We start from the raw sequence: 15044 nt of genomic DNA on the forward strand, positions 1-15044 counted from the left end.
GGGTGCGATCATCGGGGACGCGGGAGGCGGGTCCTCCGGACCGACCCGCGGAACTCGCTTCCCGGGAGGCAGACGTGCTCACCTTCGACATCGACCGCTCGAGCCCCACGCCCCTGTACTTCCAGCTGGCGCAGGCCATCGAGGGGGCGATCACCGGCGGCTCGCTGCCCCCGGGCTCGCGGCTGGAGAACGAGCTGCTGCTCGCCCAGCGCTACGGGCTGTCCCGGCCGACGGTCCGCCGCGCGGTGCAGGAGCTGGTCGACAAGGGGCTGCTGGTCCGCAAGCGCGGCGTGGGCACCCAGGTGATCCAGCCGCACGTCCGCCGGTCGGTGGAGCTCACCAGCCTCTACGACGACCTGTCCCGCGCCGGCGAGGCGCCGACGACCGAGGTGCTGTCCCTGGAGCGGCGGCCCGCGCCGGCCGACGTCGCCGGGGAGCTCGACCTGGCGCCGGGGGAGGAGATCGTGGTGGTCCGCCGGCTGCGCCGCTCGCACGGCGAGCCGCTGGCGCTGATGACCAACCACCTGCCCGGCCGGTTCGACCCGTCGGTGGAGGACCTCACCGAGCGGGGCCTCTACCAGTACCTGCGCGCGCAGGGGGTGCACCTGCGGGTCGCCCACCAGCGGATCGGCGCGCGCCTGGCCCGCGCCGACGAGGCCCGGCTGCTGGAGGAGCCGCCGCGGGCGGCGCTGCTGACCATGGAGCGGACGGCGTTCGACGACAAGGGCGGGCCGGTGGAGCTCGGCCGGCACGTCTACCGCGCGTCCCGCTACGACTTCGAGACGACGCTCGTCGGCCGCTGACGGCCCCGCGGGTGCGTCCGGTCACGGTGCCGACACTCACAGCCCCGGAGGGGGTCCGGCGCGCCGCGCGCGAGGACGATGGAGTCGGTACGAAGAGACGACGACGCAGACGCAGCACGGAGAACCGCCATGACCTCCCTCCTCACCCCCTCCCGCCGCGGCTCGGTGTGGCAGCGGTCCCGCCGCGCCCTCGAGCGCGAGCTGGCCGACTACGCCACCACCGCCGACCGCGACGAGCTCGCCGCCCTGCTCGAGGGCCGCGGCGCCGGCGAGAGCCTCGCCGCCGAGATCCTCGGCCGCCAGGCGCACCGGGCGCTGTTCGCCTCCGCCTGACCGCCGGGTCTAGGGGAGCCGCTCGAGCTCCCCGCCGTCCCACTGCCAGCGGACGGTCATCCGCCCGGACGGCCCGCCGGCGTGGGTGTCGCCCGGCTCGTACACCCGCATGACCGCCACCACCCGGCCGTCCTCGACCGAGAGCCCGTCCGGGTCGTAGACCGGCGGCAGGACGTCGGCCCGCGGCAGCGTGCGCGGGCTCGGCAGCACGGCGAGCGGGCGGCCGTCGGCGTCGAGGACGTGCACCTCCTCGACGATCCCGTTCGACGGCTGCGGGGAGCACCGCAGCAGGACGACGGCATCCGGCCGGCCGTCGCCGTCGACGTCCCCGCTCACCGCGGCCCCGAGGGAGACGTCGAACCAGTCGTAGGGACCCGCCTCGGCGGGCACCCGCGCCGAGCCGTCCCGCAGGGGCGCCGCGAACCCGTCCGGGACGACGCCGTCGCAGGTCACGGTGTAGGTGGTGTTCCGCCAGTCGGGGGCGCGCGTCGCCGGAGCCGCCGCCGGGGCGGACGAGGCGCCCGGATCGCCGGCGCAGCCGGCCAGCAGGAGACAGGCCCCCACGCCGGCCGCGCTCAGCCGGCGGATCGCCGCGTCGGACATCGGGCCTCACCTCGGCCGGGGTGGAGGAACGGGGGAGCGCCCCTCCGGGAACGAGCGTCCCACCGTCCGGGCCCTCAGGCGAACGGGTTGTCGCCGGCCTCGACCTGCGCCGCGAGCTCCCGCAGCGCCGCCCGGTCCGGCGTGCCGCCGGCCTCCCGCACCGCGGCCTCCAGCGCGGCGGCCACCTCGTCGGCCGGCCGGCCCGACATCCGGTCGGCGACCGCGGCCAGCGTGGGCGCCACCCGCTCGCTCAGCAACCGCTCCCGCCGCGGGTCCGGCGGGCGCAGCAGCCGCAGCAACTCCTGCTGCAGCCCGCTGCGGGGTCGGCGTCCCACCGGCTCCCTCCCTCCGACGGTCCGGCCAGTCGACACCCCCGCCGGGCGGCCGGACAACCCCCGTGGCGCTACCGTCCGGGCGGGGGAGGGAGCGCCGGTGCACGAGGTCACCGAGGACGTCTTCTGGGTGCCGGGCACCGCGGTGAACCGGGTGCTGGTCCGCGACAGCCGCGACCTGACCGTGGTCGACGCCGGGTACCCGGGCGACGCCGCGAGCCTCGCCGACGCCGTCCGCGCCCTGGGCTCCCGCCCGGAGGACGTGCGCGCCGTCCTGGTCACGCACGCGCACGTCGACCACGTCGGCGGGCTGTCCGGCCTCGCGCCGGGCACCCCCGTGCTCGTGCACCCGGACGAGCTGCCGAACGCCCGCGGGGAGCGCCGCGAGCAGGCCACGCCGCTCGACGTCGCCGTCCGGGCCTGGCGGCCACGGGTCGCCCGGTGGGCGCTGTCGATCGTGCGGGCCGGGGCGACCGCGCACCCCGTCGTCGCCGCGGCGCGGCCGTTCCCCGGCGGCGGTACGGACGGCGGCACGGACGGCGGCCCGGGCGGCGGGCCGCTGGACCTCCCGGGCGGGCCGGTCCCCGTGCCCACGCCCGGCCACACGTCGGGCCACACCGCCTACCTGTTCCCCCGGCACGGGGTGGTGGCGACCGGCGACGCGCTGGTCACCGGCCACCCGACGTCGCGGGTGCGCGGGCCGCAGCTGCTGCCGGGGTTCTTCACCGCCTCCCCGGACCGCGCCCGGGACGCCCTCGGCGCCCTCGCCGCGCTGCCGGCCGACCTGCTCGTCCCCGGCCACGGCGACCCGTGGCGCGGCGACCTCGCCGACGCGGTGGCCCGCGCCCGCCGCTGAGGCGTCCCGCGATGAGTCCCGGCCGGGGCGCCGGTCCTCCCTGGGAAGCGTCGGTGACGAGATCCCCCGGAGGACGCCATGACGACCACCCCGGACCGCCCGGCCCCCGCGCCGGCCGGCCGCCCGCCCGTCGTCGACCGGGCCACCTGGCAGGCCGCGCGGGACGAGCTCCTGGTGCGCGAGAAGGCGCACACCCGCGAGGGCGACGCCATCGCCGCGGCCCGCCGCCGGCTGCCGATGGTGGAGGTCGACGGCACCGCCGAGCTCGTCGGACCCGGCGGCCCGGTCCCGTTCCCGGAGCTGTTCCGGGGCCGCGACGAGCTCCTCGTCTACCACTCCATGTGGTACGACGGCGCGCCGCACCAGGGGCAGTGCGAGGGCTGCACCTTCAACCTGTGGCACCTGCGCGACACCGTCTACCTCGCCGCCCGCGGCGTCTCGTTCGCCGTCCTCACCTCCGGTGCCTGGGACGAGGTGGCGCCCTTCGTCGGGTTCATGGGCTACACCCAGCCCTGGTTCTCGGTGCGGGGGGTGGAGGAGCGGATCGCCACGGAGGAGGGGCACCTGTCCTGCTACCTGCGCGACGGTGACCGGGTCTTCCTCACCTACTCCACGACCGGCCGGGGCAACGAGCCGGCCGACGGGACGCTCGGCCTGCTCGACATGACGCCCTACGGCCGCCGCGAGGCGTGGGAGGACGTCCCCGAGGGCTGGCCCGCGGCCCCGCAGGTGGGCTCACCGGTCGGCGGGCACGGCGCGCCGATCTGCTGGTACTGGCGCTCGGACGCCGACGGGAACGCCACCTGGGGCCCGACCAGCCGCCCGGTGCCGCAGTGGACCCGCCCCGGCGCGACCCCCGTGGACAGCCTCGGCCGGCACGCCTCCCACCACTGACCGGGCGCCCGCTCAGGCGTTCTGCGGGAAGCCCAGGTTCAGGCCGCCGTGGCTGGGGTCCAGCCAGCGGGAGGTGATGACCTTGCCGCGGGTGTAGAAGTGCACGCCCTCGGCGCCGTGGGCGTGGGAGTCGCCGAACAGGCTGTTCTTCCACCCGCCGAAGGAGTAGTAGGCCATCGGCACCGGGATCGGCACGTTGATGCCGATCATCCCCACCTCCACCTCGTGCTGGAACCGCCGGGCCGCCCCGCCGTCGTTGGTGAAGATCGCCGTCCCGTTGCCGTACTCGTTGCGGTTGACCAGCTCGACGGCGTGCTCGTAGCTGTCCACCCGCAGCACCGACAGCACCGGCCCGAAGATCTCGTCGGTGTAGACGCTCATGTGCGGCTCGACGTGGTCGACCAGCGTCGGCCCGAGCCAGAAGCCCTCCTCGGCGCCGTCGGGCTGCACCTGCCGGCCGTCGACGACGACCTTCGCGCCCTCCCGCTCGCCGGCCGCGACGTAGGACTCGACGCGGTCGCGGTGCCGCCTGCTGATCAGCGGGCCCATGTCGCAGCCCTTGCGGCCGTCCCCGGTCCGCAGTGTGCGGGTGCGCTCGGCGATCCGGGCCACCAGGTCGTCGCCGACCCCGCCGACGGCGAGCACGGCGCTGATCGCCATGCACCGCTCGCCGGCGGAGCCGAAGCCGGAGTTCACCGCCTGGTCGGCGGCGAGGTCGAGGTCGGCGTCGGGCAGCACGACCATGTGGTTCTTCGCGCCGCCGAGGGCCTGCACGCGCTTGCCGTGCCGGGTCCCGGTCTCGTAGACGTACCGGGCGATGGGCGTCGACCCGACGAAGGACACCGCCTTGACGTCGGGGTGCTCGAGCAGCCGGTCGACGGCGACCTTGTCGCCCTGGGCGACGTTGAACACGCCGTCGGGCAGGCCGGCCTCCTTCCACAGCTCGGCCATCCAGATCGCCGCGGAGGGGTCCTGCTCGCTGGGCTTGAGGACGACGGTGTTGCCGGTGGCGATCGCGATGGGGAAGAACCACATCGGGACCATCGCCGGGAAGTTGAACGGGCTGATCACCGCGACCGGGCCGAGCGGCTGGCGGACGGAGTGCACGTCGACGTCGGTCGAGGCGCTCTCGGTGAACCCGCCGCGGACCAGCGAGGGCACGCCGCAGGCGTACTCGACGACCTCCTGGCCGCGGGACACCTCGCCGAGGGCGTCGTCGAGGACCTTGCCGTGCTCGGCGGTGATGATCGCGGCGAGCTCGGGCTTGCGGGCGTTGAGCAGCTCGCGGAAGCGGAACAGCACCGCGGTCCGCTTGGCCAGCGAGGTGTCCCGCCAGGCGGGGAAGGCGGCGGCCGCCGCGGCGACGGCGGCGTCGACCTCCTCGACCGAGGCCAGGGCGACCGCGCCGGTGACCTCGCCGGTGGCGGAGTCGGTCACCTCGCCGGTGCGGCCGCTGGTCCCGTCGCGGCGGGCGCCGTCGATCCAGTGGGGGATGTGCGTGGGCATGGTCTCTGCTCCTCGAAGGAGGGCCCCTCAGGGGAGGGTGCCGTCGGGGAAGTGCTTGGTGACCAGCTCGCGGATCGCCGCGAGCATCCGGGTGCCGGACTCGCGGGCCTGGTCGTCCCACCCGAAGACGCAGGTGGTGAGGACGCCGTCGAAGCCGATCCCGGCCAGCGCGGCGAAGGCCGCGTCGAAGTCGACGTCGCCGCGCCCGATCTCCATGTGCTGGTGGACGCGGGTGGTGTTGCCCGGCGGGTTGGTGATGTAGCGCAGCCCGTCGGAGGCGCGGTGGTCCATCGAGTCGGCGACGTGCACGTGGGTGAGCAGGTCGCCGGCGTGCGCGACGATCCCGGCCGCGTCGTCGCCCTGGTGGAAGGTGTGCGGCGTGCAGTAGAGGAACGACACGCACGGCGAGTCGATGGCGCGGACCATGTCGACCGCCGGGTGGCCGAGCTCGATGAAGTCGTCGGGGTGCGGCTCGAGGGCGAGCCGGACGCCCTCCCGCTCGAGGACCGGCAGCAGCTCCTCCATCGACCGCCAGAACATCGCCTCGGCGAGCTCCGGCGCCTCGGGCCGGCCGTTGAACTCGGAGTTCACCGTGTCCACCCCGAGCTCGACGGTGATCTCGACCGCCCGCTTCCAGTACCGGACGGCGGCCTGCCGCTCGACCTCGCCCGGGCCCGACCAGCGCATGACCGGCAGCACCGAGGTGACGCCGACGCCGGCGTCGGCCAGCCGCGACCGGAACGCCCGCACGGTGGCGAGGTCGACGCGGGGGTGCTTGAAGAACGGGACGAAGTCCTCGCGGGGGGACAGCTCCATCCACTCGTAGCCCATCGCGGCCACGACGTCGGGCAGCTCCAGCAGCGGGGTGGTCCGCAGCATCTGCGGGTCCAGGGCGATCCTCACCGCGCCTCCAGCCGGACCTCGGTGCGCCGCCCCGTGCGCAGCGCCTCCACCCCCGCGGCGCACACCGCCTGGGCGGCGTAGCCGTCCCACGCGCCGGGGCCGTCGACGTCGCCGCGGCGGGCGGCGTCGGCCCACCGCTGCACCTCGATGTCGTAGGCCCGGCCGAACCGCTGCCGGAAGTCCGGCGCCACCCCGGTCGACCGGGTGGCGCCCGCCGGCCCGCCGCGCTGCCGCACCAGGCCGAGGTCGAGGCCGATCAGGGCGCTGCCGTCCTCGCCGACCACCTCGGTGCGCACCTCGTAGCCGACGCCGGTGCTGACGAAGCACTCGACGTCGACCAGCCGGCCGCCGGTGGTCTCCAGCAGCACCAGCAGCGGGTCGGACTGGCCCGGGACGGCGTGCCGGGTGGCCCGCGGCCGCAGCACGGTGACCGCGGCGATCTCCTCGGCGAGCAGGAACCGCGCGACGTCGACCTCGTGCACCACCGAGTCGTTGACCATCATCTCGCTGGTGAAGTGCGGCGGGACGGCCGCGTTGCGGTGCGCGCAGTGCACCACCAGCGGCTCGCCGAGCGCGCCGGAGCGGACCAGCGCCTCGAGCTCGGCGTACTCGGGGTCGAACCGGCGCATGAAGCCGACCTGCACCAGCCGCCGGCCGGTGCGGGCGGTGTACGCGTCCTCCGCCCGGACGACGGCCAGCGAGCTCCCGGCGTCCATGGTGAGCGGCTTCTCGCACAGCACCGGCTTGCCGTGCTCGATGCAGGCGAGCACCTGCTCCTCGTGGAACTGGCCGGGGGTGGCGACGAGGACGGCGTCGACGTCGTCGTCGGCGACGGCGGCCAGCGGGTCGCCGACCACCCGGCAGCCGGGCACCGTGCCGGCCACCTGCTCCGCCTTCTCCGGGAACGCGTCGCTGACCGCGGCCACCGTGGCGCCGGAGATGCGGCTGTGCAGCCGGGCGACGTGGTCGGCGCCCATCATCCCGACGCCGAGGACGGCGACCCGCAGGTCGCGGGCGGGGACGTCGGCGAGCTCCGGGAGCGCCCCGGCGCGGGTCTCGGCGGTGGTCACGCCCGGGCCTCCGATCCGGCGGCGGGGGCCTTCGGGGCGCCGATCCGCAGCGACGGGGACCCGCAGCTGCCGATGTAGCGGTGGGTGCGCCGCGCGATCGGCAGCGGCACGTCCGGCGGGCAGGGGTACAGGTCGTGCTCGACGATCGCGAACACGTCCAGCCCGTGCCGCTCGATCGCCTCGAACAGCGGCGGGTAGGCCGGGACGCCGTTCGGGGGCTCGGTCATCGCGCCCATCCGGACCGCCTGCGGCCAGTCGATGTCCTTCGCGAGCACCTCGTCGACGACGGCCGGGTCGACCTGCTTGAGGTGCAGGTAGCCGATCCGGTCCGGGTACGTCTCGATCAGCCCGAGGTTGTCCCCGCGGTAGTAGCTGACGTGCCCGGTGTCCAGGCACAGCGGCACGTACCGCGGGTCGGTGTCGGCGAGGAACCGCTCGATGTCCCGCTGCCAGCCGACGTGGGTCTCCGCGTGCGGGTGGAAGGCGATCGACAGGCCGTACTCCTCCTGCACCGCCCTCCCGAGCCGGGTCACGCCGGTCGTCTTCGCCGTCCACTGCTCGGGGGTGAGGTGCCGCGACTCGACGTCGGCGCCGGTCTTCTGGTCCCGGAAGGTGTCCGGGATGACGACGACGTGCGTGCCGCCCAGTGCCTTCGTCAGCGCGGCGACGTCGCGCACCTGGCTCCACACCGCGTCCCAGGAGCCGGGCCGGTGCAGGTGCTCGAAGACGGTGCCGGCCGACACCCGCAGGCCGCGGGCGGAGAGCTCGTCGGACAGCCGCGCGGGGTCGGTGGGCAGGTAGCCGTAGGGGCCGAGCTCGATCCACTCGAAGCCGCAGGCGCTGACCTCGTCGAGGAACTGCTGCCAGGGCACCTGGTCGGGGTCGTCGGGGAACCACACGCCCCAGGAGTCGGGGGCCGAGCCCACCCGGATCCGCGCGCCGCCGTGCTGCTGTGTCATCGGGTCTCCTCCGGTCTCGGGGTCAGGGCTGGGCGGGGACGAGGTGGGACCGCTGGCGCGCCTTCCGGCCCTCGTAGACGGCGCGGGCGCGCCGGGTGCTCTCGAGCGTGGCGACCTCGCTGACCGGCACGTCCCACCACGACTCGCTGGAGGGGGCGTCGACCAGCGGGTCGGTCTCGACGTGCACGACCGTCGTCCGGTCGCTCGCCTTGGCCTTGCGGAGGGCGGCCTCGAGGCTCGGGCCGTCCTGGGCGGAGAGGACGTCGACGCCGAGGCTGGCGGCGTTGGCGGCCAGGTCGACCGGCAGCACCCCGCCGTCGAGCCGGCCCGAGTCCGACCGGTAGCGGTACCGGGTGCCGAACCGCTGGGACCCGAGGGACTCCGACAGGGCGCCGATCGAGGCGAAGCCGTGGTTCTGCACCAGGACGACGACGATCTTGACGCCCTCCTGCACGGCGGTGACCAGCTCGGTCGGCATCATCAGGTAGGAGCCGTCGCCGACCATCACGAAGACGTCGCGGTCGGGGCTGGCCATCCGGATGCCGATGCCGCCGGGGATCTCGTAGCCCATGCACGAGTAGCCGTACTCGACGTGGTAGCCCTTCGGGTCCCGGACCCGCCACATCTTGTGCAGGTCCCCGGGCATGGAGCCGGCGGCGCACACCACCACGTCGCGCGGCGCGGACACCTCGTTGACGATCCCGATGACCTCGTTCTGGGTGAGCCGGCCGCCCTCGCCGGCGCTGGGGACCGCCGGGTGGTACGCCGCCTCGACGGTCGCCTCCCACGCGGCGGCGAGCTCGGCGGTGCGGGCCCGGTAGGCGTCGTCGACCGACCAGCCGGAAAGTGCCTCGCCGAGCGCGGTGAGCGCCTCGCGGGCGTCGGCCTGCACGGTGACGCCGGCGTGCTTGGCGGCGTCCATCCCCGCGACGTTGACGTTGACGAAGCGCACGCCGGGGTCGGCGAACGCGGTGCGGGAGGCGGTGGTGAAGTCCTGGTACCGGGTGCCGATGCCGATGACGACGTCGGCCTCGCGGGCCAGCGCGTTGGCGGCGGTGGTGCCGGTGGAGCCGATGGCGCCGACCGACTGCGGGTGGTCGAAGGGCAGCGCGCCCTTGCCGGCCTGGGTCTGCGCGACCGGGATGCCGGTGGCGGTGGCGAAGGCGTCCAGCGCCCCGGTGGCGGAGGAGTAGATGACGCCCCCGCCGGCGACGACCAGCGGTCGCCGGGCGGAGCGGACGACCTCGACGGCGCGCTGCAGCGCGGCACGCTCGGGCACCGGCCGGCCCACGTGCCAGGTGCGCGGGGCGAACAGCTCCACCGGCCAGTCGAAGGCCTCGGCCTGCACGTCCTGCGGGAAGCAGAGGGTGACCGCGCCGGTCTCGGCCGGGTCGGTGAGCACCCGCATCGCGCCGAGCAGCGCGCCGGGCAGCTGCTCGGGCCGCCAGATGCGGTCGAAGTACCGCGACACCGGGCGGAACGCGTCGTTGACCGTGACGTCGCCGCTGTCGGGGCGCTCGAGCTCCTGCAGCAGCGGGCCGGCCGCGCGGGTGGCGAACGTGTCGGCCGGCAGCAGCAGCACCGGCAGCCGGTTGATCGTCGCCAGCGCGGCGCCGGTGAGCATGTTGGTCGAGCCGGGGCCCACGCTGGGGGAGACCGCCCAGGTCTGCAGCCGGTCCTTCGCGCGGGCGTAGGCGACCGCGGTGTGCACCATCGCCTGCTCGTTGCGGCCGAGCACGTAGGGCAGCGCCCCCGGGGTGTCGACCTCGGCCTGCAGCAGGGCCTGGCCGAGGCCGGCGACGTTGCCGTGGCCGAAGATGCCCAGGCAGCCGGCGAACAGCCGCTGCCGTTGCCCGTCGCGCTCGGTGGACTGCTGGGCGAGGAACCGCACGACCGCCTGGGCGACGGTCATCCGGGCGGTCCCGGGACGGGGCTGCGGCGGGGTCTGGCTCACGACGGGGACGCTCCCTCCTGGTCGGGACGGGGGGTGGGCAGCGGCAGCCGCGGGTCGACGTCCTCGCCGGCCCACGTGCCGCGGACCCAGGCGTGCGCGGGGTCGTCGACGATCCGCCACGCCCGCTCGGGGCCGGGGCCGGCCATGACGTTGAGGTAGTAGAGGTCGTGCCCGGGGGCGGCGATCGAGGGGCCGTGCCAGCCGTGCGGCACGAGGACGACGTCGCGGTCGCGGACCTCGGCGAGCACGTCGATCGGCCGCTCGGCGGTGCCGTACACGCGGTGGTAGGCCAGGCCCGGCTGCCCCTCCGGGCCGGAGGCGACCTCGAAGTAGTAGACCTCCTCCAGCTCGCTCTCCTCGGCGGAGGTCTCGTCGTGCTTGTGCGGCGGCCAGCTCGACCAGTTGCCGCCCGGGGTGAGCACCTCGCAGGCGATCACCGAGTCGGCCTCGAACACCCCCGCGGTGGCGAAGTTGTGCACCTGCCGGCTGGACCGTCCCGCGCCGCGCAGCTCGACCGGGACGCCGGCGGCCGGGCCGTACCGGACGGGGAGCCGGCGGCGCGCCCGGGCGCTGCACAGCGCGAACCGCCCGCCGTTGCGGCTGGACAGCTCGGCGGTGGCCCCGAGGGGCAGGTAGGCGAAGTCGGTCGGCCCGGCGAAGACGCAGCTGCGGCCGGTGAGGGTCAGCACCTCCCCGTCGCAGGCGACGGTCACCCCGCCCTCCAGCGGGACGACGACGACCTCGTCGGGGCCGGTGTCGAGGACGTGCCGGCCCCCGGCGGGCAGCTCGAGCACGCGCAGGCCGGAGTGGCCCCAGCCGGCCGACTCGGGGGTGACCTCGAGGGCGTAGGGGCCGGTGGCGGCCGTCCCGGCGGGCAGGTGCAGGGACCGGGTGTCGGGCGCGGTGTTCCTGGGTGCGGTGTTCCTGGGTGTGGTGGTCCTGGGCGCGGGGGGCCTGGGTGCAGGGGCCCTGGGGGTGGTGGCGGTCACGGCCGGCTCCCTCCGTGGACGAGCGCGACGGCGGTGTCCACCGCGGCCTCGACGTCGTCGTCGGGCGGGTAGAGCAGCGTCCGGCCGACCACCAGCCCGCGCACCGGGGGCAGCGCGAGCGCGTCGCGCCACTGGGCGTAGGTCTCCTCGGGCCGGCGGGAGGGGTCGCCGCCGAGCAGCAGGGTCGGCAGCGTCGTCGCGTCCGCGACCCGCTCCATCTCCGCGACCACCGGCAGCTTGAGCCAGGTGTAGGCGGAGGTGGCGCCCAGGCCCTGGGCGACGTGCACGCTCTTGACGACCGCGTCGGTGGACAGGTCGTTGACCACCCGCCCGTCGACCCGCCGGGACAGGAACGGCTCGAGCACCGCCACCAGCCCGGCCCGCGCCAGGTCGGTCACCGCGCGGCCGGCCGCCTCCATCGACACGACCGTGGCCGGGTCGTCGAGGTCGAAGCGGTTGAGCATCTTGGCCGCGTCGAACCGGGCGTCGACGACGCCCTGCACGTCGTAGCCGGTCATCCGGTCGTCCATCTCGAACACCGAGCCGGCCAGGCCGCCCCGGTTCATCGACGCGACGACGACCTTGTCCTCCAGCGCGCCGAGCAGCAGCAGGTCCTCGGCGACGTCGGCGGTGGCCAGCAGCCCGTCGACGCCGGGGCGGGCCAGCGCTGCGCGCAGCCGGTCGAGCATCTCGGTGCGGCTGTGCATCGCGGTGGGCCGGCCCTGCGCCGACAGCGCCCCGCGGGCGGGGTGGTCGGCGGCGACGAGCATCAGCCGCCCGTCGTCGGGGAGGAAGGCGGGCCGCCGGCGGCGGGTGGCCAGGGCCCGGCCGATCGCCTGCGGGGTGCGGCTGCGCAGCTCGGTGACCTCGGCGTAGGTGGTGCACAGCGGCGGGGGCGTCCCGACGTCGGGGACCAGGGCGGTGTCAGACACGGGTGCCCTCCAGTCGGGGGGTGGGGACGGGCGAGCGGTGGGCGGCGAGGTGCGCGGCCACCTCGGCGGCCGTGGGCATCGCGGTCGAGCACTCCAGCCGCGAGGCGACGATCGCGCCGGCGGCGTTGGCCTCGCGCAGCAGCTGCTCCAGCGGAAGGCCGGTCAGGAGCCCGTGGACGAGGGAGCCGCCGAAGGCGTCGCCGGCGCCGAGGCCGTTGACGACGTCGACCGGGGTGGGCGGGACCACGACGCGCTCGGTACGCGTCCTGCCGAGCACGCCCGCCGACCCCTGCTTGACCACGGCCAGCTCGACCCCGGCGGCCAGGAGCGCGTCGGCGGCCCGGTCGGGGTCGGTCTCGCCGGTCGCGACCTCGCACTCCTCCCGGTTGCCGACGGCGACCGTGACGTGGGGGAGGGCGGCGCGGACCTGCCCGGCGGCCTCCTCCCGGGAGGACCAGAACACCGGCCGGTAGTCGAGGTCGAGCACGGTGTGCCGGCGGCGGCCCCGGGCCTCCCAGGCGGCGTGGTGCGCCGAGCGGCTCGGCTCCTCCGACAGCCCGGTGACCGTGGCCCAGAACAGCTGCGCGGCGCGGACCGCGTCGAGGTCCAGGTCCCCGGGACGCAGCTGCAGGTCCGGCGCGGTGGGGCGGCGGTAGAAGTACAGCGGGAAGTCGTCGGGCGGGAAGACCTCGCAGAAGGTGACCGGCGTCGGGTGGTCGGGGTCGACCACGACGAACCGGTCGTCCACCCCCAGCTCGCGCAGCGCCCGGCGCACGAAGCGGCCGAAGGGGTCGTCGCCGACGCCGGTGACCAGCGCCGGGGAGTGCCCGAGCCGGGCCGCGGCGACGGCGACGTTGGCCGCGCTGCCGCCCAGGTACTTGCCGAAGCTCTCGACGTCCTCGAGGCCCACCCCGACCTGCAGGGGATAGACGTCGACGCCGCTGCGCCCCATGACCACGACGTCCAGCGCCTGCGCGTCGGGGGTGTCGTCCACGGTCCGCTCCGTCCTGTGCGTCGTGCCCCGTGGGACCCGACTGTGCGCCGGGACACCTCACGACGTCAAGGCTTTGTCAGGACATAGCGACATCTTGTCGTGAACGCTGCGGAGCGGCGCCACCCCGGCTCAGCGGGGGTCGAACAGGACCACCTCGCCGGGCGTGACCTCGAACGGGTTGGCCCACCCCGAGGCGGTGCCGGTGATCGGCTGCGCGTCGGTGACCACGTGGTGGGGCGCCGCGGGGGAGGTGCCCGGGTAGACGGCGAGCACGCGGGCGGGGTCGGTGAGCTCCTCGGTGTGCTCGAGCCACTCCCCGCGGCGCAGCAGCCGCGTCGTCCGCCGCCCGCGCAGCTCGCGGCCCACCTCGGCGACCCACCGGGCGCCGTCCTGGTCGAAGGCGACCGAGCGGACCCGCGCCCCCGGCGGCGCGGGCGCGCAGCCGGCGAACTCGGCGAGGGCCTCGTAGAGCCGCTCGGCCTGGTCGTCGTCGGTGGCGCGGGGGAGGAAGAAGGCGGTCACCGGCCGATCCTGACCCCCGCCACCGACACTCCGGGATGCGGACCGTGCACGGGGAGTGCACCCTGGGTGGGCACACGCTCTGCCGCGGCCGAGTAGAGGGGGACTCCTCCGCCGGGCACCGGGCCAGGTTCCGAGCACCGCTCCCTGGCCCGGCTCCGGACAGGCCGGTCGTGCACCACCGGATGCCGGCCCTCAGGTCGCGCGGGTCACCGAGGCCTTCAGCACCCGGCCGCACACCACCGTGGCCACCCCGGCGACGACGACGGTCAGCAGCCCGACCCGCAGGCTCGTCGCGTCGGCGAGCGCGCCGACCAGCGGCGGGGACACCAGGAAGCCGATCCGCAGCAGCCAGTTGACCAGCGTCAGCCCCACGCCGTGCCGCAGCCCGGGCAGGTCGTCGGCGGCGGCGTAGACGGCCGGCACCAGGGTGGCGACGCCCAGCCCGGCCAGCGCGAACCCGACCAGCGTCGTCGCCAGCGACGGCACCGCCAGCGCCAGGCCCGTGCCCGCGGCCACCATCGCGCCGCCGACGCGGGCCACCCGGCGCTGCCCGAACCGGTCGACGACGCGGTCGCCGGTCAGCCGGCCGACGGTCATCGCCAGCGACAGCGCGACGAACCCCAGCCCCGCGGCCGCCGCGCCCGTCCCGACCTCGGTGCGCAGCCACAGTGCGCTCCACGAGGAGCCGGCGTCCTCGACGAACGCCCCGCACGCGGCGAGCACGCCGAGCGCGGCCAGCGGCAGCGCGACCGCCCGCACCGTCCCCCGCCCGCCGGCGGGCACGGCGTCGTCGGGCACCTCCTCCCGGTCCGGGCCCGGCAGCATCGACCGGTGCGCCACCAGCGCGACGACGGCGAAGACGGCCGCGACCACGCCCAGGTGCCACCCGAGCGGGACGCGCAGGCCCGCCGCGGCGGAGCCCAGCAGCCCGCCCGCCACCGCGCCGATGCTCCAGAGGCCGTGGAAGGCGTTGAGGATCGACCGGTCGTAGGCCCGCTGCACCCGCAGCCCGTGCGCGTTCTGCGCCACGTCGACGACGGCGTCCAGCGCGCCGGCGACGAACAGCGCCCCGGCGAACAGCCACCACGACGGCGCGACGGCGGCGCCCCAGACGGCGGCGGCCAGCGCCACCAGGCCCCAGGAGGCCACCCGCGCCGAGCCGAACCGGCGCATGAGCGCGGCCGACGCCAGCGCGGACACCAGCGCGCCGAGCGGCAGGGCGGCCAGCGCCGCGCCGAGCTCGGCGTTGGAGACGCCCAGCCGGTCCTTGACCTCGGGCAACCGCGGCACCAGGTCGGCGTAGAGCACCGCGTTGACGAAGAAGCAGGCGGCGACGGCGGCCCGGGCGGCGCGCAGCCGGGGCGGGGCGGGAACCGGGAGGGTGTCCGACACGG

At 76.0% G+C, this 15044-nt stretch carries 16 protein-coding genes; 4 read left to right on the top strand and 12 right to left on the bottom strand.

From position 1 onward, the window contains the following. The first annotated feature begins 74 nt into the window (after positions 1–74). Positions 75–803 (top strand): GntR family transcriptional regulator, encoded by a 729-nt coding sequence (locus ACI8AR_RS05220; RefSeq protein WP_456936042.1) that lies wholly within the window; start codon positions 75–77, stop codon positions 801–803. Positions 804–932: 129 nt separating this feature from the next. After that, positions 933–1136, top strand: coding sequence for a hypothetical protein (locus ACI8AR_RS05225; protein WP_457050030.1), 204 nt, complete (start codon positions 933–935; stop codon positions 1134–1136). Between the two features lie 9 nt (positions 1137–1145). Here ACI8AR_RS05225 and ACI8AR_RS05230 read toward each other — a convergent pair whose 3' ends face one another. Beyond that, positions 1146–1739 carry a hypothetical protein gene (locus ACI8AR_RS05230; protein WP_457050031.1) on the bottom strand — a complete coding sequence of 198 codons (594 nt, stop codon included), beginning with the start codon at positions 1737–1739 and terminating at the stop codon, positions 1146–1148. A gap of 74 nt (positions 1740–1813) precedes the next feature. Continuing rightward, positions 1814–2074, bottom strand: coding sequence for a hypothetical protein (locus ACI8AR_RS05235; protein ID WP_456928833.1), 261 nt, complete (start codon positions 2072–2074; stop codon positions 1814–1816). A gap of 97 nt (positions 2075–2171) precedes the next feature. Between ACI8AR_RS05235 and ACI8AR_RS05240 the strand changes: the two genes are divergently transcribed. Further along, positions 2172–2927: an MBL fold metallo-hydrolase gene (locus tag ACI8AR_RS05240; protein ID WP_457050032.1), complete on the top strand. Its 756-nt coding sequence runs from the start codon at positions 2172–2174 to the stop codon at positions 2925–2927. A gap of 78 nt (positions 2928–3005) precedes the next feature. Then, on the top strand, positions 3006–3821 hold the full coding sequence (locus tag ACI8AR_RS05245; RefSeq protein ID WP_457050033.1) for a DUF899 family protein: 816 nt from the start codon (positions 3006–3008) through the stop codon (positions 3819–3821). A gap of 12 nt (positions 3822–3833) precedes the next feature. Here ACI8AR_RS05245 and ACI8AR_RS05250 read toward each other — a convergent pair whose 3' ends face one another. The 10 genes from ACI8AR_RS05250 to ACI8AR_RS05295 all read right to left on the bottom strand — a co-directional run bounded on the left by ACI8AR_RS05250 (position 3834) and on the right by ACI8AR_RS05295 (position 15042). Then, positions 3834–5327 (bottom strand): CoA-acylating methylmalonate-semialdehyde dehydrogenase, encoded by a 1494-nt coding sequence (locus ACI8AR_RS05250; protein WP_457050034.1) that lies wholly within the window; start codon positions 5325–5327, stop codon positions 3834–3836. A 27-nt stretch (positions 5328–5354) separates the two neighbouring features. Then, positions 5355–6230, bottom strand: a complete 876-nt coding sequence (locus ACI8AR_RS05255) for a sugar phosphate isomerase/epimerase family protein (protein WP_457050035.1) — start codon at positions 6228–6230, stop codon at positions 5355–5357. Continuing rightward, complete coding sequence (locus ACI8AR_RS05260) at positions 6227–7300, bottom strand: Gfo/Idh/MocA family protein (protein WP_457050036.1); 1074 nt, start codon at positions 7298–7300, stop codon at positions 6227–6229. Before ACI8AR_RS05260 ends, ACI8AR_RS05255 begins: the two co-directional genes overlap by 4 nt. Further along, positions 7297–8259, bottom strand: a complete 963-nt coding sequence (locus tag ACI8AR_RS05265; RefSeq protein WP_457050037.1) for a sugar phosphate isomerase/epimerase family protein — start codon at positions 8257–8259, stop codon at positions 7297–7299. Before ACI8AR_RS05265 ends, ACI8AR_RS05260 begins: the two co-directional genes overlap by 4 nt. Positions 8260–8281: 22 nt before the next feature. Continuing rightward, complete coding sequence (gene iolD, locus ACI8AR_RS05270; RefSeq protein WP_457050038.1) at positions 8282–10213, bottom strand: 3D-(3,5/4)-trihydroxycyclohexane-1,2-dione acylhydrolase (decyclizing); 1932 nt, start codon at positions 10211–10213, stop codon at positions 8282–8284. Next, positions 10210–11202: a 5-deoxy-glucuronate isomerase gene (iolB, locus tag ACI8AR_RS05275; protein WP_457050039.1), complete on the bottom strand. Its 993-nt coding sequence runs from the start codon at positions 11200–11202 to the stop codon at positions 10210–10212. The genes iolD and iolB overlap by 4 nt, the downstream gene beginning before the upstream one ends. After that, positions 11199–12134, bottom strand: a complete 936-nt coding sequence (locus tag ACI8AR_RS05280; RefSeq protein ID WP_457050040.1) for a class I fructose-bisphosphate aldolase — start codon at positions 12132–12134, stop codon at positions 11199–11201. Before ACI8AR_RS05280 ends, iolB begins: the two co-directional genes overlap by 4 nt. Continuing rightward, positions 12127–13128 carry a 5-dehydro-2-deoxygluconokinase gene (gene iolC, locus ACI8AR_RS05285; RefSeq protein ID WP_457050041.1) on the bottom strand — a complete coding sequence of 334 codons (1002 nt, stop codon included), beginning with the start codon at positions 13126–13128 and terminating at the stop codon, positions 12127–12129. Before iolC ends, ACI8AR_RS05280 begins: the two co-directional genes overlap by 8 nt. Positions 13129–13257: 129 nt before the next feature. Then, positions 13258–13650, bottom strand: a complete 393-nt coding sequence (locus tag ACI8AR_RS05290; protein WP_457050042.1) for a hypothetical protein — start codon at positions 13648–13650, stop codon at positions 13258–13260. A gap of 192 nt (positions 13651–13842) precedes the next feature. Beyond that, complete coding sequence (locus ACI8AR_RS05295; protein ID WP_457050043.1) at positions 13843–15042, bottom strand: MFS transporter; 1200 nt, start codon at positions 15040–15042, stop codon at positions 13843–13845. Positions 15043–15044 lie beyond the last annotated feature (2 nt).

It is taken from the genome of Geodermatophilus sp. SYSU D01036 (assembly GCF_054050435.1).